The organism is Streptomyces sp. NPDC054842 (assembly GCF_053611025.1).
On record NZ_JBSGZN010000061.1, the window covers coordinates 1 to 14,483 of the forward strand.

A 14,483-nucleotide genomic window follows, 5' to 3' on the forward strand; every position below is an offset into this window, starting at 1 on the left:
CCCCGACGGGGTGCGGCCGGTCGGCCGTCGCGCGGAGAGCGGCGGCGCGGACACCCGGGTGCCCGCGCCGGCCCGTCAGCTCTGGACAACGCCGCGGACGTTCTCCAAGGAACCGCAGTCCGCGTCGAGTTGCCGCTCCCGCTCCTTCAGGAAGGCCGCGCCGAGTTCCTCCCGGCGCGCCATGGCGACGTTCTCACGGGCGCCGTTGAGGATGGTCCGCTCCTCCTCGTCGGCATGGTGCGTGACGGCCTCGACGAGCTTCTCCAGCTTCTCGTCCCACTCCTCGGAACTGACCTCGTCGACCTCAAGGAGCGCCAGCAACGCCTCGTTGCCCTCCTCGTGTTCCGACTCGCCGTGCTCCACCTCTTCGTCGTCGATGTTCTTGTAGCGCTTGAGCGCGGGATAGACCTCGCGCTCCTCCGCGACGGCGTGCGCGATCAGCAGCCCGGAGAATTCCTTGAGCGCGCTCGCTCTGTCGGCCTCGACACTGCGCATGGCACGGAAGAGATCCTCCATCCTCCGGTGGTCCTCAAGAATGAGTTCGACGACATCCTGCGTTGCAGACACGGCGGTACACGCCTTTCCTTGAAGGAGATGGGTCCACTCAGGCGCCTACCCCCGTCCGCCCCGGCCACTACGGAGATTTCGCGGTGCCGGAGTGAAAAGAACCGCTCCGCGAGGCGGCCACGCGCACCAGGAGGAATCTTGCCGGGCCTAGGAAAAGACGTGGGGGCCGCGGGGAGCGGGCGCGACGAGACGGAGGAGGAGAGAGCCGACCGGAAATGGGGCGAGCTCATCCAGGAGATCCGGGTGGCCCAGACGGGAGTGCAGATCCTCTTCGGCTTTCTGCTCACCGTCGTCTTCACTCCGCGCTACGCACAGCTCCGCGAGGCCGACCAGACGATCTACATCGTCACCGTCGTGCTGGGCGCCGCCGCCACCGGCGCGCTGATCGGGCCGGTGTCCCTGCACCGGCTCGTCTCCGGGAACCGGGTGAAGCCGCAGGCGGTCCAGTGGGCCTCCCGGCTCACCTTCGCCGGGCTGATCCTGCTGCTCGCGACGATGACCTCCTCGCTGCTGCTGATCCTGCGGGTGGCCACGCACGACAGCTACGTGCCCTGGCTGGTCGCCGGAGTCGTCGCCTGGTACCTGTTCTGCTGGTTCGTCCTGCCGGTGTGGGCCCGACGCCACCGCACCGCCGCCCGCCCCGCGGACCGGGACACCCGGGGCCGGTAGGTTCCGGCCGTCCCGCCGGACCGATCCTGCCGCGACGCGCGTTCAACGCCGCCGACGGGGCACTGGACCACGAGCGCCCGCCTCCCACAGGCGCGGCGACTGGTCCGATCCGGTCGGCCGACCGGACCTTTCGAGAGGAGTACAGGGTGGACGACTCCCTGTGGAACTACACGCCCACCAGCGGCCACACGCCCGACGACGACCTGACGGGGTACGCGGTGGAAGCCGAGGACGGTCATATCGGCAAGGTCGACAAGCACTCCAACGACGTCGTCGCCCAGTACATCGTGGTCGACACCGGCGTGTGGATCTTCGGCAAGCAGGTGATGCTGCCCGCCGGCACGATCAAGGACATCGACCACCGGGCCCGGAAGATCCTCGTGTCCCGCACCAAGGACGAGATCAAGGCGTCTCCCGAGTTCGACAAGGAGAAGCACCTGGGCGACCCCGCCTACCGCGACCAGCTGGGCGGCCACTACGGTTCCGGCCACTGACCGCCGTCCCACCGCGGCCGGCACCGGCACCGCCTGCCGGTGCCCCGGACGTCAGGCGGTGAGAGCGTGCTGCGGAGCACTCGTTACGGACGGTGTGCTCCGCTCCGCGGCCCGCACGGGATACGTCGTCTTCGACGGGTCCACCACGGGCTCGCCGAGCACCAGCCGGCCCGCCGCGTGCAGGGCGTCGCACTCGTCCGTGGGGAGCGCGACGTAGCAGCCGCCGCGCCGGGCGGCCGAGGAGGCGGGCTGCCAGTAGCCGTACCGGCGGCGGCCGTTGGCGTGCACGGTGAGGCAGACGGAGACCCGCCGCTCCGTGATCAGACGCAGCACCTCGGCACCGCCCGCGCTGAGCGGGGTGTGGGGGCGGGGGACGGACCGGAGGGGAGTCACCCGGCTCCGGTCGCGGCCCACGGACCCGGGAGAACGGTGGAGGGCGAGCGTCATGAGGAGGCAGCCTTTCGACGGACGTGGTTCGATCGCGTACCGCCGGAGCGGTGACGTTCTCGCTGCCCGGCATTGTTGCGGAGACCACTGACAACGCGGACAGGGCAGGGCTGCGGAACTCTGCCTGTCAGCCGGATGCTCACTTTCCCGGGTTCCACACCTGCCCCGGCCGCCCCGCCCACGACAACGCCGGACCCCGTCCGGTCACCACGGCAGGAAGGCGTGCACGTCCTTGCCGTCGGACCGCAGCACCACGCTGACCTGGTCGGAGAGCGCGTGCACGAGGTGCCAGCCGATCCCGCCGCCGCCCTCACGAGGGTGGAAGGGGCGCGGTGCCGGCGCCGTCGTGCTGGTGTCCCGCAGCGTGACGTGGACGCCGTCGAAGGTCCGGCGCATCCGCAGCTCGAAGGGGCCCGGAGCGTACTGGATCGAATTGGCCGCGAGCTCCGTCACCACGAGGAGGATGTCGTCCCAGTGCTCGGGGGCGCTGGGACGTGCCGTGCGGGCGAGCGCGGTCAGGAAGCCCTCCGCCGTCAGGCGCGCGTCGGTCACGTTGCGCAGCTGGCCGGCGAAGGAGCTGCTGAGGGTCTCGATGTGCTCGCCTGACAGGTTCTTGTCCCCACTCGGTCTTCTTGCCATGTCGCCTTCCCGCAGATCGGCACCGGGACTCCTGCTGGTTCCGGCGGGTGGGTACGACCGTTCGTCCGCGTCCGTGGCCCCCGCTTCCGGGCGGCCGGGCTGCCGACTCCTCACCGGGCGGCGGGGTGCGGCGAACCCCGGCGTGGCCGGTCAGGCGGCGGTCGCCCTGGCCCGCCGGTTCGCCGTGCGCCGCCGCAGCGCGCGCCGCTCGTCCTCGCTCGTGCCGCCCCAGACGCCCTGGGTCTGCTCGGAGTCCATCGCCCACTCCAGGCACGCGTCCCGGACCGGGCAGACCCGGCAGACGGCCTTCGCTTCCTCGATCTGCAGCAGCGCAGGTCCGGTGTTGCCTATGGGGAAGAAGAGGTCGGGGTCGGCGGTGCGGCATGCCGCGGACTCGCGCCAGTCGTCCATGAGGGCCTCCTGCCATCGTGGTCGTCGCTCGGATCGGTGCGCTCGGGTCGCCGTCCGGGTCACCCCTGATCGCCCATGTGAAACGGCCCGCGGGCTGCGGGTTCGCTCCCGTCCGCTCGCGCCGGGCCGCGCGCAGGGCCCGGCGGCACCGCTCGCGACGCTCCGGACCGGTCGCTTCCGACCGGCGCGCGGGAGCCCCGGTGGTGGCAAGATGGAACCGCCAGGTGCGCCAGTTCCCCATCGACGAGGCAGGTGGCCATGTCGCAGGAGCCCGGCGAGGTCTGGGAACAGTTCGCCGTCGCTCTGGCGGACATGGCCCGGGACCTGTTGGCCCAGGACTCGGTCCAGGACACGCTGGACCGGGTGGTCGAGCATGCGACCGTGCTGATCAAGGGGTGCGACGAGGCGGGCATCCTCACCGTGCGCGGGGGGAAGGTCCACGCCCTGGCGGCGACGGACGACGTGGTGCGCCTCGCGGACCGGATCCAGGGGGACCTCCGGGAGGGGCCGTGCTTCGACGCGGTGGAGGACCGCCAGCCGGTCTACGCCATCGAGGACCTGCGCCAGCCGCACGAGCGCTGGTCCCGCTTCGCCCCCCAGCTGAGGAAGCTGGGCATGGGCAGCATGATGGGCTTCTTCCTGTTCACCGAGGACGACTCCCTCGGTGCCCTCAACCTCTACTCCCGGCGGTCCTACACGTTCGACGAGACGGCGCAGCGCGCGGGCTGGATCCTCGCCTCGCACGCGGCCGTGGCCTTCTCGGCGGCCCGTACGCACCAGCAGCTCAGCCACGCCCTGGAGACGCGGCACGAGATCGGGGAGGCCATGGGCATCCTGATGGGCCGCTACGGTCTGAGCGAGGACATCGCCTTCAAGGTTCTGAAGAAAGCGTCCCAGGACCACAACATCAAACTCCGAGAGGTCGCCCGGCAGGTGTGCGAGACCGGCGACAAACCTGAAAGTCCGTTGGAATAGGCGGAGTTGGCCCGGGCACCCGAAAGGTCGGGAAACGAAGAAGCGCCTGAATTCCTCGGGTGCTGTCGCCAACTGCACCGACAGCGGGAGAATCTGATGACGAGTTATGGCAGTTCCTCTGCCGCGTCCTCCGGATCGCGCACGAACGGTCTGGCCATCGCGAGCCTTGTCTGCGGCATCGTGGGAATCTTCTTCCTGAACGTGGTTCTCGGTCCCCTTGCCATCGTGTTCGGTGTGATCGGAATGCGTCAGGCCGGCGTCAAGGGCGGCGGCGGAATGGCGAAGGCCGGAGTCGTTCTCGGTATCGTGGACCTGGTCATTTTCGCGATTCTTCTGGCTGTGGCCGCGTCGAACGGCGGCTTCACCTGGTACGTGGGCGGCTGACCGGCCCGAGACCGACGCGACGGAGGGGCCCCACCGGATCGATTCCGGTGGGGCCCCTCCTTGCGTCGCGTACGCCGCGGGCCGTCAGGTGGTGAGGTGGCACAGCAGCAGACAGACGTCGTCGTCCCGCTCGGAGTCGTACAGCATCGGGTCCAGGATCCGGTCGGCCGTGCCCTCCAGATCGCGGTCCAGGTCCCGCACGCGCTGGCCGGCGAGCGCGTCCGCCAGCCGCTGGATCCCCGGATCGATGCCCTGGGCCCGCCGTTCGACCAGTCCGTCGGTGTAGAGGGCGAGTGTCGATCCCGGAGCGAGCCGCGTCGTGTGGTCGCGGATGTCCTGGTCGAGCGGGATGCCGAGCATGGCGCCGGGCCTGGCGTCCAGTATCCGCACCTCGCCCTCGGGGGTGCGCAGTACGGGCGGCGGGTGACCGGCGGCGGCCCAGGTGACGGTGGGTTCGCCGGGCCGGAAGCGGGCGATGACCGCGGTCGCGTACAGGTCGGGCTGGAGCTGGTGCAGGAACATGTGCAGCCGGGTCAGGAGCTGGCCGGGCGTGCCGCCGTCGACGGCGTAGGCCCGGAGCGCCGTGCGCAGTTGGCTCATCATGACGGCGGCGTGCAGACCGTGTCCGGTGACGTCGCCGACGACGGCGACCAGGCTGCCGTCGGGCTGGCGGAAGGCGTCGTACCAGTCGCCGCCGATGTTCAGGCCGTGGGTGGCCGGCAGGTAGCGCGCGGCCAGGCTGAGACCCGGTGTGGCCGGCAGCTCGGTGAGCAGGGCCCGTTGCAGGGTCTCGGCGATGTCGCGGTTGTGCTCGAACCGCTGGGCGTTGTCGATCGCGATGCTCGCCCGGCGGGCCAGTTCGAGGAGCATGACGGCGTCGTCGGCGTCCCACCGGGGTTCGGGAGGCGTCAGGGTGACCACGCCGAGCGGGGAGTGGCGGGTCGGCAGCGGGATGCACAGCAGCGGCTCGGCGGGGTGCGCGGCCGACGGGGGGTGGTCGTCGACGCCGGACAGGCCGCCCGGATGGTCGGCGGCGTACTGGGGGCGCCCCGTGCGGGCGGCGGCCACGGCTGCCGCCGGCCGGTGGCCCGTCCCCGCCGCCGCGTCCTCGTCGGTGAAGAGCCATACGTCGACGCTGCGGGCGTAGGCGGGCACCAGGAGCCGGGGCAGCCGCCGCAGGATCTCCTCGTGGTTGAGGGAGGCGGTGAGGGCGGCGCTCGCGTCGGCCAGGAACGTCAGCCTGCGGCGCGCGTTCTCGGCCTCCGTACGGGCCTCGCGCTCGGCGATGAACAGCTCGCGCTGGGCACGTCCGGCCGCGTCCAGCTCGGCGTGCAGCGCGAGGACACCCTGGTTCGTCTGGTGCAGTTCCTCCCGGTGGAAGGCGACCAGTTCCTCCTGCTGGGCGAGGCTCTCCAGGACCATCGACGTGTCCTCGTCGGCGCTGAGCAGCGCGTAGGCGAGGCTCGTCGTCCCCTCGTACGGCACCTGGTCCGCGGCCGGATCGCCGCCGCCGGGCAGCTCCGCGCTCGCCCGCCAGGCGGCCTGCCGCGGTAGGAGGCCCGCCCCCTCGCAGGAACGGACGCTCGCTGTGATCCTGTGGTGCTGTCCGTCGTCCCCGGGCGGGGTGACGCGCACGTCAAGGCGCCAGGTGCCGCCCTTGGTGAGGCACTGGCGCAGCTGCGTGCTGAGCGCGGTGACCAGCCGGGTGCGCTCCAGGGCGGAGAGGCCGTGGGCGGCCACGATGCGGGCGGTGTCTATGCGCGCCCGGGCGGCGTCGGCGACCGTGGTGATCTGCCAGGTGTGGGTCATGGTTCGCGGTCCGGCGGGGCGGGCGTCAGCACCGCCACGGTCGTGTCGTCCCGCACGGGCCTCGCGGCGCTGCTGGAGTCGCGCACGACGACGGCGGCCGTGACGGCGGGGTCGAGGGTGTCGAGGGGGACGGCGGGCGGGGGAGTCCAGCGGCTGGGCAGGCCGTCGCTGTGCAGGATGAGGAGTCCGTCGGCCGTCCACGGCAGCCGGTGACCGGGCAGCCGGGCCGGACGGTGGGCGCCGACTATGCCCGGGTGGGACAGCAGCGGGTGCCAGGTGTCCCCGGAGCGCAGGCGTGCCCCCACGTTGCCGATGCCGGCGAAGTCCAGGGTGCGTGAGGCGAGGTCGAGCTGGGCCACGGCGACGGCGGCGCCCCGGGTGTGGCGGAGCGCGGTGTGCAGCCGGCCGAGCAGGTCCACCGGCGGCAGGTGCGGCCGGTGGCGCAGTTCCGCCAGGGCGGCGCCGGACGCCTCGGCGGCGGCCTCTCCGTGTCCGAGGCCGTCGGCGAGCAGGAGTGTCACGAGGTCGCCGGCGCGCACGCAGGCCCACGCGTCGCCGGAGTGCTCGGCGGCGGCGAGCGGGATGTTCACCCCGCCCACGCGCACCGGCTCGTGCGCGCCCCCTGCGTCCCGTCCGCCCGGGTCCCTGGGGACGGCGTGGACGCGGGCCAGGGCGACGGTGCCGCGTCCGGGCGTGCTCTGCAGGTCGAAGTCGTCGGCGACGCGACGGCACGTGCCGAGTCCGGCTCCCAGCGAGGAGGCCGTCGAGTAGCCGTCGCTCAGGGCGGAGGGGAGGTCGGCGATGCCGGGGCCGTGGTCGATCGCCAGGATCTGCACGGCCCGGACGCCTCCGTCTCCGGACGGCGCGAGCCCGGCGTCCACGGTGTCGATCAGGACCTGCCCGCCGCCGGCGTGCTTGAGCAGGTTGGTGGCCAGTTCCGTCGCGACGAGCGCCGCCGCGGCCGTACGGTCCCTGTCGAGTCCCGCGTGGTCCGCGGCGGACTCGGCGGCCACCCGGGCGTCCCGTACCCGCGTGGAGTCGTGCACCGGCACATCCCAGACGCGGGTCATGGACTCTCCTCACGCTGCGGGGGCGGGGCGGCCGACCAGCAGATCACGGTGACGGTGGTGCCCGCGCCCGGACGGCTGTCGATGGTGAACTCGTGCACCAGCCGGCGGGCCCCGCCGAGGCCGAGGCCCAGACCGCCGCCGGAGGTGTAGCCGTCGCTCAGCGCGCGTTCGAGGTCGGCGATACCGGGACCCTCGTCGTGGAAGGCGAGGCTCAGGCCGCGCGCGAGCCCGCTGTGCAGGACGGTGGACTCGACCTCGCCGCCGCCGCCGTGGACCAGCGTGTTGCGGGCGAGCTCGCTCGCCGCCGTGACCAGTTTCGTCTGCTCCACCAGGCCGAAGCCCAGCTCGGCGGCCGACTGGCGCACATGCTGGCGCACCCACGCCAGATCCATGTCCGAGCGGATCGGCAGTCGGGTGGTGACGCAGCCGGAGGTTTCCGTCACGGGCTCTCCCGGCGGGCGGGGCCGTGCGGGGGAGACGGCGGCGGGGTCAGCATCCGCATGGCCTCCTCGGCGTCGAGCGCGGTGCGCAGGCCGGGCAGGGTGAGCCCCAGCTCGACCAGGGTGATGGCGACGGCGGGCCGCATGCCGGCCACCACCGTCTGCGCCGCCAGCAGCCTTGCGGTGGCCGCGATCTCCGCGAACACCCGGCCCAGGAAGGAGTCGATCATCTCGATCCCGGAGATGTCGATGACCACCCCGCCGACGGAGCTGCTCACGATGGCCTCGCCGATGTCGTGCTTCAGCTGTTCGGCGGCGGAGTCGTGCAGGTCGCCCTGGAGCGTGACGAGCAGGGTGTCGCCGAGCTTCAGGACCGGTACGGCGGCGCCCGGGAAGCCGCCGGGTCCGCCTCTCATCGGGCGCTCGCAGCGCCGCGCTCCTGGTCGACGACGACGATGCCCTGCTGGTGCAGGGCGTACTCGAGGGCGTCGGCGAGGCTCGCGCGGGTGATCACCGACCCCAGGTCGATGCCGAGGTGGACGATGGTCTGGGCGATCGCGGGCCGGATGCCGGAGACGATGCACTCCGCTCCCATCAGCCGCGCGGCCGCCACGGTCTTCATGAGGTGCTGGGCCACCAGGGAGTCGACGGTCGGCACCCCGGTGATGTCGAGGATCGCGAAGCGGGCCTGCTGGGTGACGACGGCTTCCAGGAGGCTCTCCATCACCACCTGGCTGCGGGCGCTGTCGAGGGTGCCGATCAGGGGGACGGCGACGACGCCGCTCCAGAGCTTGATGACGGGGGTGGCGACTTCCAGGAGCTGGAGCCGCTGACGGTCGATCAGCTCCTGACCCGCGTTCAGAGCGGTCTCCAGGACGACCAGTCTGAGCGTTCCGAGCAGCGCGGTGAGGGTGACCGCACCCCCCTCCACGTGCCCGTCGCCGGAGCCGGCGGTCTCCGCTTCGAGCAGTTCGGTCACCGGGGGGCGCAGGGCGGCGACCTCCCGGGCGATCTGGGCGGACGTGGCACCCGAGCGCGCGCGGGAGGCCGCCATGCGCCTCAGCTGTTCGCGGACCGTGCCGAAACCGGCGGCTGCCAGGTCCTCGACCTGCCCCGACAGGGCCACCGCCGCCAGTGCGTCGACCACGGCCCTGCCCGCTTCCACGGCCTCGTCCCGGGACACCGTGAAGACGGCGCGGAACAGGGTCTCGTCGGCCCAGCGCTGCGCGATCTGCTCGCGGCGGCGCCGCAGGAAGTTCCCGACGTCCTGGGCCGGGGAACCCCCGTGTGCCGCCTCGTGGTCCGCCACGTGCTCGTCTCCTTCGTCGTACGGTGGACCGGCTTCCGGAAGCGTCACGGAAGCGCGGTCTCTTGTCGCGCGACAACTGTAGTCATGCCGTACGTGCGTCCGTCGCCGCCTCGGTGGAAGATCGCTCCCGCGGGTGGTGCCTACCCGGGAGACGGACGGCCGTGCCAGTCCAGGCACACCACCAGGGCGTCGTCCTGCGGGGCGGGTCCGCCGCGGTGGCCGGACAGTTCCCGCAGCACCGCGCGGGGCACCTCCGCCGCAGGCAGCAGCCGGGTGGACGTGATCGCCCGCTCCAGCGCCCGCTCGCCGTACGTCTCACCACCGGGGGCGGCGACGGCGTGCACGCCGTCGCTGACGAACAGCAGCCGGTCACCGGGTTCGCACTGGAACTGCTGTACGACGTAGTCGGTCTCCTCGAACATGCCGAGGGGCAGCTGTGCCTCGAACTCCACGCACTCCACGCGCTTGTCCCGCAGCCGGAGCATCTGGGGCGAGCCCGCGTCCACCACCCGCATGAGGCCGGTCGACAGCTCGAAGTCCACCATCAGCACGGACAGGTGCGAGGAACCGCGGTACTGGGCGTAGATCGCCTGGTCGGCCAGGGCCGCTTGGTCCTCGATCGGGATGCCCGCCCGTCGTGCGTTGCGCAGCGCGTTGATGCCGAGGTGCGTCAGCAGCGAGGCCTCGATCCCCTCACCCATGCCGTTGGTTATGTACAGCACCAGGCGGTCCGCGCTGGCCGACCAGTCGAAGTTGTCGCCGAAGATCGCGTAGGCGGGTTCCAGCTGGGCGCCGAGCTCGTACTCCGGGCGGGAGCAGGAACGGCCGGGGAGCAGCTGCCACTGCATCTCGGCGGCCAGCGTCAGCCGGTCCTTGCGGCGCGCCTGGAGGTACACGTCGGTGTCGCGCTCGGCCACCAGCACCTCGTGGCCGAGCACCTCGGCGATGTCGGAGAGCTCGCCCAGCGCCTCCTCGGTGAGGTGGTCGGACGGCAGGGTCACGGTCAGCACGCCGAGCCGGTCGCCGCGCACCGTCACCGGGAGATACGTGCGCCGCCGGCCTTCCCCGTCCTCCTCGACGAAGGGCTCCTGCGAGCCGAACGCCCGGCCCGCGCCGCTGCCGTGCACCGGGACGGGCTCCAGGGTGTGGGGGAGATCCGAGACGGGCTGGAGCACGGTGAGCCCGTAGTCGGCCATGAGAAGCTCGACGGACTCGGCCGCGTAGCACTCGCGCAGGACGCCGCGGACGGCGTCCAGCAACTGATGGGGAGCCGCGGTGCGCAGAGCGCGCTCCGCAGCCACGAATCTGTTCACGATGTCGGGTACGCCATTCTTCGACTAGTACGATTCCCGGTCCACGCTGGGGAGAGGTCGCCCGTCCGCCCGTGGGCACCGGTGTCTATTGTTTTGTGTCTGACGTCGTTCCGGCGAGCTGACAGTGCCCGAGAAGACTGGGAGAGTGAGACGGTGACTTCCTCCGGCCCGCGTCCGCAGCCCGGCGAGGTGGCTCGTGTGACCTCAGAGGCCGCCGAGCTGCTGGAAATCCTCTGGGGGCGGGCCTCGACGGCACCGGTCTCCGCCTCGCAGCTGCGGGTGCTGTTCATCCTTGAGCACAACGAGGGCATCAATCTCCGCACCCTCGCCGACGGGCTCGGCTCGACGCCGCCCTCCACCAGCAGGCTCTGCGACCGGCTCCAGGCCGTCGGATTCGTCGAGCGGGTCCCCAGCGCCACCAGCCGTCGCGAGCTGTGCCTCTTCCTGAGCGGCCAGGGCAGGTCCTTCCTGCGGGAGCTGCGGGTGCGCCGCGAGGACGCCCTGGAATCCGTGCTCGCCCAGATGCCCGCCGCCAAGCGCACGGCGCTGCTCGCGGGGCTGGAGGCCTTCTGCGCCGTCGCGGCGGCCGAGATGCAGGTCGACGCCGACCTGGACGTCCGTACGGCCTGACCGGCGCACCGGTCCGTCGCCGGTGCGGCGGCGGGGCCGCCCGCGGGCCGTGGCCGGCCCGCGCCGGCCGCCGGCTTCACCCAGCGCGACATCCTTGGTCTCCTCCGTGCGTCCGACGCGTCATCACATTGTTGCCTCACGGCCATAGTTGTCAAATGACAACTGTTGTTCGTATTTCTCCGTTCGTCCGGCCGGTCCGGCCGGTACCGCGGTCAAAGAACTCCTGCCCCGGAAGGCCCTAATGCCGACCGGTGACTTCGCTCACCTGGGCAAGAGCGGCGTCCACGCTCTCCGACGACGGCACCGCCATGTTCACGCCGGTGAGTTCGAGGATGCGCCGGACGGTCGGGGTGGGCGAGATCAGCCGCACACTGCCCCCCACGGACCGGGTCTGCTCGCGGGCCTGGAGAATCGCGTTTATCCCGGACGAGTCCATGAAGGAGACCGCGGCCAGGTCGAGCAGCAGGTGGTAGCGGCCGCGGCTCACCTGATCGGACAGGTGGCGGCGCAGCTCAGGCACTGTGTCGACGTCCAGGAAGCCCTCGACGGTGAACACGGCGACACCGTCCCGAGGGAGTGTCACGTCGACGGACACCGGAACTCGCTCGGTCGGCACAGTTACCTCCAATAGACACCACAACTGGGCCTCCCCACCGCTGAGCAGGGCCGATGCGCCGGAGGCGGTCTGCCGGGCGATCCGTCCCGGCGGGGCGCGGGGAGCACGACCACGCCTACCCCTTACACCGGTACGCACACCTGGAGGCCGTGCGGCGCGCGTCCCGGGAGGACGCCGAAAGGGCCTACGCCACCCTGATCCCGACGATGCAGGTGTCGTCGTCGGTGTCCGACTTGCTGTACGTCAGAAGCCGGTCCAACTGGTGGTCCAGCGACGGAACGTCGGCCCGCGCCGTGGTCAGCAGCTGCTTCAGCGACTCCTCCACCGACCGGTCGCGGCGCTCGATCAGACCGTCCGTGTACATCAGCAGCGTGTCGTCCACCGCGAGCTGCACCTCCGACTCCTCGAAGGCGGCCTCGGGCACGGCGCCCAGCAGTATGCCCCTGAGGAGGGGCAGCGGGCTCGCGTCCCGGTCCCGGATCAGCACCGGCGGCAGATGACCGGCCCGCGCCCACCGCAGCACGCGGGTGTCCGGGTCGTAGAGGCCGCAGACCGCGGTGGCCGTGACGGCGCCCGTCAGGTGGTGGGCCACGATGTTGAGCCAGGACAGCAGCTGGCCGGGACCCGCGCCCGTCACGGCGAGCCCGCGCAGCGCGTTGCGCAGGACCACCATGCTGGTCGCCGCCTCTATGCCGTGACCCGCCACGTCGCCCACGCACAGCAGGACCAGCCCCGAGGGCAGCACCACGGCGTCGTACCAGTCGCCTCCGACGAGCTGCTCGGTCTCCGCCGGACGGTAGCGGACGGCCGCCTGGATCCCCGGCGCCTTCAGGGGCGCCTGGGTCGGCGGCATGATCGCGTGCTGCAGCTGAAGGGTCAGCCGGGCACGCTCGTGCGCCTGCTGCTCGCTGTGGGCGAGCTGGTCGCGGGTGGCCGCCAGCGCCACCTCCGTCCAGTGCTGGGCCGAGATGTCCTGGTAGGCGCCGCGAACGACCAGGGGGCGGCCGTCGACGCCGAGCACCGGTTCGGCCACCACCCGGATGTGCCGGGTCACCCCGCCGGGACGCTGGAGCCGGAACGCCGCCGTGGCCGGCCGACGGTGGTGCAGCAGCGTCCGCAGGAAGCGGCCGATGGTGACGGCGTCGTCGGGGTGCGCGTGGGCGGCCAGGTCCTCCAGCGGCACGGGACTGCTGGACGTGGGCCGCCCGTACAGGTCGAAGAGCGTGCCGTTCCAGGTGATCTCGCCGGTGAGGAGGTTCTCCTCGAAGCCGCCGATCCTGCCGAGCCGCTGCGCGTGCTGGAGCAGACTGGCGAGCCGCGCGGTCTCGTCCTCGATCCGCCAGATGAGCAGTACGCTGCCGCCGTGCCGGCTCACGCTGATGTCGGCGACCGCCGCCAGGGGCACCTGGTCGACCAGGGCCGTCAGGTCCATCCGCCGGGCGCGGAACGGCTCGCCGGTGGCGTAGACCCGCTCGACGCGCTGGAACAGCTCGCTCTCGCCGGCCGCCATCGGATACGCCTCCAGCAGCAGCGCGCCGTTGACGACGCCGCGCGGGCGGCCCGCGGGATCGAGGAAGTGGCTGTTCACGTGGCGGATACGGAAGTCCGAGAGCTGTCCGTCGCCGTCGAGGTGGGGCACCAGGACGAGCGCGGGGTCGTGCAGCCCGTCGACCAGGTCCATCAGCTCGGAGACGTCGGCCGTCAGCGGGCCGCGGGCCTCGGCGCCGTCGATCAGGGCCGGCTGCGTCTCCAGCGTGTGGGCGCACAGCTCCGCCAGGGCCTCGACCTGCCGGACGACCTGGGGGGTCTGCGGTTCCAGCGGGGACGGCCAGGCGATCTCCAGGACGCCGTGGATGCGGCCGCCCGCCCCGGCCGGGGCGGCGACCCGCCCACCGCCCGGGAAGTGCCCGTTGCCGATGGTCGGCAGGCCCTCCTCGGCCAGCGAACCGGTCCACTGGGTCGCGCGGTGCGCCAGGGCACGGCGGGCCACCGTCGCCACACCCGGCGGCACGTAGCGCCAGCGGGCGGCCTCCGCCGTGGAGAAGCCGGCGCTGCCCGCCAGCGTCAGCGAACCGTCCGCGCCGGCCGCCCAGATGGCCACGGCCGCCGCGCCCAGCGGGGCCAGGGCGTGCTGCAGCAGGGAGTCGGCGACCGCCTGGGTGTCGTCGGCGGCCAGCACGCCGCTCTCGGCCTCGCGCAGCCGTACGGCGGAGGAGGTGTCCGGGGAGGCGCCGGGATCCGTCGCGGTGGCGAGGAAGGTGCTGGTCACCTCGGACAGCCGGTCGCGGGCCGCCTGGTTGATGACGTCGACGGCCAGTTCGAGCATGGGCACCCTGGCCTGCTCGGTCAGCTCGGCCAGTTGCCGGGCGGCCTGCGCGGGACCGCAGCCCAGCCGCTCGATGAGGATGCCCTTCGCCAGTTCGATCAGGGCACGCCCGTCGGCCTCGGCCTGGGCGGCCTGGACCTCGCGCCGCAGCCGCTCCACGGTGGCGGCCAGCCTGCCCACCGGTGACGTGGACGGGGCGTCCCGCAGCTCGTCGGCGGGCACCGCGGCCTCCGAGCCGGTGGCGGCGTCCTCGCCGGGGGCGGTCGGCGGAAGGGAGGGAGCTGCGGATCCGACGGGCTGTTCGCCGGGGCCGGACTCGCCGGACTCCTCAGGAATGCTCACTGTGCGGTTGCTCCTCGGCTGGGACGCCGGCTGGCGCGGGGA

17 protein-coding genes are annotated in these 14,483 nt (G+C 72.4%); 5 read left to right on the top strand and 12 right to left on the bottom strand.

Annotated features, from left to right (window positions below; translation table 11 throughout):
- Window positions 1–75 precede the first annotated feature (75 nt).
- Window positions 76–567 (bottom strand): hemerythrin domain-containing protein, encoded by a 492-nt coding sequence (locus ACWGIS_RS32420; protein WP_453366071.1) that lies wholly within the window; start codon window positions 565–567, stop codon window positions 76–78.
- 159 nt (window positions 568–726) lie between these two features.
- Here ACWGIS_RS32420 and ACWGIS_RS32425 point away from each other — a divergent pair, with 159 nt between their 5' ends.
- Together ACWGIS_RS32425 and ACWGIS_RS32430 are read left to right on the top strand one after the other, a co-directional pair.
- Window positions 727–1,236, top strand: coding sequence for a DUF6328 family protein (locus ACWGIS_RS32425; RefSeq protein WP_453366072.1), 510 nt, complete (start codon window positions 727–729; stop codon window positions 1,234–1,236).
- Between the two features lie 146 nt (window positions 1,237–1,382).
- Window positions 1,383–1,730: a PRC-barrel domain containing protein gene (locus tag ACWGIS_RS32430; RefSeq protein WP_453366073.1), complete on the top strand. Its 348-nt coding sequence runs from the start codon at window positions 1,383–1,385 to the stop codon at window positions 1,728–1,730.
- Window positions 1,731–1,781: 51 nt separating this feature from the next.
- Here ACWGIS_RS32430 and ACWGIS_RS32435 read toward each other — a convergent pair whose 3' ends face one another.
- The 3 genes from ACWGIS_RS32435 to ACWGIS_RS32445 all read right to left on the bottom strand — a co-directional run bounded on the left by ACWGIS_RS32435 (window position 1,782) and on the right by ACWGIS_RS32445 (window position 3,227).
- Window positions 1,782–2,123: a hypothetical protein gene (locus ACWGIS_RS32435; protein ID WP_453366074.1), complete on the bottom strand. Its 342-nt coding sequence runs from the start codon at window positions 2,121–2,123 to the stop codon at window positions 1,782–1,784.
- Between the two features lie 258 nt (window positions 2,124–2,381).
- Entirely contained in the window at window positions 2,382–2,816 is a 435-nt protein-coding gene (locus tag ACWGIS_RS32440; RefSeq protein WP_453366075.1) for an ATP-binding protein, read from the bottom strand.
- Between the two features lie 150 nt (window positions 2,817–2,966).
- Entirely contained in the window at window positions 2,967–3,227 is a 261-nt protein-coding gene (locus tag ACWGIS_RS32445; protein ID WP_453366076.1) for a WhiB family transcriptional regulator, read from the bottom strand.
- Between the two features lie 258 nt (window positions 3,228–3,485).
- Between ACWGIS_RS32445 and ACWGIS_RS32450 the strand changes: the two genes are divergently transcribed.
- Together ACWGIS_RS32450 and ACWGIS_RS32455 are read left to right on the top strand one after the other, a co-directional pair.
- Window positions 3,486–4,202, top strand: a complete 717-nt coding sequence (locus ACWGIS_RS32450) for a GAF and ANTAR domain-containing protein (protein ID WP_453366077.1) — start codon at window positions 3,486–3,488, stop codon at window positions 4,200–4,202.
- Window positions 4,203–4,298: 96 nt separating this feature from the next.
- Window positions 4,299–4,586, top strand: coding sequence for a DUF4190 domain-containing protein (locus tag ACWGIS_RS32455; protein ID WP_453366078.1), 288 nt, complete (start codon window positions 4,299–4,301; stop codon window positions 4,584–4,586).
- 84 nt (window positions 4,587–4,670) lie between these two features.
- On the opposite strand, the gene ACWGIS_RS32460 is transcribed toward ACWGIS_RS32455, so the two are convergent.
- The 6 genes from ACWGIS_RS32460 to ACWGIS_RS32485 all read right to left on the bottom strand — a co-directional run bounded on the left by ACWGIS_RS32460 (window position 4,671) and on the right by ACWGIS_RS32485 (window position 10,527).
- Window positions 4,671–6,395: a PP2C family protein-serine/threonine phosphatase gene (locus tag ACWGIS_RS32460; RefSeq protein WP_453366079.1), complete on the bottom strand. Its 1,725-nt coding sequence runs from the start codon at window positions 6,393–6,395 to the stop codon at window positions 4,671–4,673.
- Window positions 6,392–7,465 (bottom strand): SpoIIE family protein phosphatase, encoded by a 1,074-nt coding sequence (locus tag ACWGIS_RS32465; RefSeq protein WP_453366080.1) that lies wholly within the window; start codon window positions 7,463–7,465, stop codon window positions 6,392–6,394. The genes ACWGIS_RS32460 and ACWGIS_RS32465 overlap by 4 nt, the downstream gene beginning before the upstream one ends.
- Window positions 7,462–7,857: an anti-sigma regulatory factor gene (locus ACWGIS_RS32470; RefSeq protein WP_453366110.1), complete on the bottom strand. Its 396-nt coding sequence runs from the start codon at window positions 7,855–7,857 to the stop codon at window positions 7,462–7,464. The genes ACWGIS_RS32465 and ACWGIS_RS32470 overlap by 4 nt, the downstream gene beginning before the upstream one ends.
- Before the next feature lie 47 nt (window positions 7,858–7,904).
- Window positions 7,905–8,321, bottom strand: a complete 417-nt coding sequence (locus ACWGIS_RS32475; RefSeq protein ID WP_453366081.1) for an STAS domain-containing protein — start codon at window positions 8,319–8,321, stop codon at window positions 7,905–7,907.
- Window positions 8,318–9,214 carry an STAS domain-containing protein gene (locus ACWGIS_RS32480; RefSeq protein ID WP_453366082.1) on the bottom strand — a complete coding sequence of 299 codons (897 nt, stop codon included), beginning with the start codon at window positions 9,212–9,214 and terminating at the stop codon, window positions 8,318–8,320. Before ACWGIS_RS32480 ends, ACWGIS_RS32475 begins: the two co-directional genes overlap by 4 nt.
- Window positions 9,215–9,354: 140 nt before the next feature.
- A complete protein-coding gene (locus ACWGIS_RS32485; protein ID WP_453366083.1) occupies window positions 9,355–10,527 on the bottom strand; it encodes a PP2C family protein-serine/threonine phosphatase in 1,173 nt (390 codons plus the stop codon).
- 198 nt (window positions 10,528–10,725) lie between these two features.
- On the opposite strand from ACWGIS_RS32485, the gene ACWGIS_RS32490 reads away from it, so the two are divergent.
- Window positions 10,726–11,157, top strand: coding sequence for a MarR family winged helix-turn-helix transcriptional regulator (locus ACWGIS_RS32490; protein ID WP_453366084.1), 432 nt, complete (start codon window positions 10,726–10,728; stop codon window positions 11,155–11,157).
- A gap of 238 nt (window positions 11,158–11,395) precedes the next feature.
- Here the strand turns inward: ACWGIS_RS32490 and ACWGIS_RS32495 are convergent, their stop codons facing one another.
- Window positions 11,396–11,773, bottom strand: a complete 378-nt coding sequence (locus ACWGIS_RS32495) for an STAS domain-containing protein (RefSeq protein WP_453366085.1) — start codon at window positions 11,771–11,773, stop codon at window positions 11,396–11,398.
- Between the two features lie 184 nt (window positions 11,774–11,957).
- A complete protein-coding gene (locus ACWGIS_RS32500) occupies window positions 11,958–14,321 on the bottom strand; it encodes a SpoIIE family protein phosphatase (RefSeq protein ID WP_453366111.1) in 2,364 nt (787 codons plus the stop codon).
- Between the last annotated feature and the right edge of the window lie 162 nt (window positions 14,322–14,483).

What these genes read in the sequence shown, in the direction of transcription:
- ACWGIS_RS32475 (WP_453366081.1), bottom strand. Translation starts at nt 8,321, where the DNA reads ATGAGAGGCGGACCCGGCGGCTTCCCGGGCGCCGCCGTACCGGTCCTG.
- ACWGIS_RS32445 (WP_453366076.1), bottom strand. Translation starts at nt 3,227, where the DNA reads ATGGACGACTGGCGCGAGTCCGCGGCATGCCGCACCGCCGACCCCGAC.
- ACWGIS_RS32460 (WP_453366079.1), bottom strand. Translation starts at nt 6,395, where the DNA reads ATGACCCACACCTGGCAGATCACCACGGTCGCCGACGCCGCCCGGGCG.
- ACWGIS_RS32440 (WP_453366075.1), bottom strand. Translation starts at nt 2,816, where the DNA reads ATGGCAAGAAGACCGAGTGGGGACAAGAACCTGTCAGGCGAGCACATC.
- ACWGIS_RS32465 (WP_453366080.1), bottom strand. Translation starts at nt 7,465, where the DNA reads ATGACCCGCGTCTGGGATGTGCCGGTGCACGACTCCACGCGGGTACGG.
- ACWGIS_RS32450 (WP_453366077.1), top strand. Translation starts at nt 3,486, where the DNA reads ATGTCGCAGGAGCCCGGCGAGGTCTGGGAACAGTTCGCCGTCGCTCTG.
- ACWGIS_RS32455 (WP_453366078.1), top strand. Translation starts at nt 4,299, where the DNA reads ATGACGAGTTATGGCAGTTCCTCTGCCGCGTCCTCCGGATCGCGCACG.
- ACWGIS_RS32470 (WP_453366110.1), bottom strand. Translation starts at nt 7,857, where the DNA reads ATGGATCTGGCGTGGGTGCGCCAGCATGTGCGCCAGTCGGCCGCCGAG.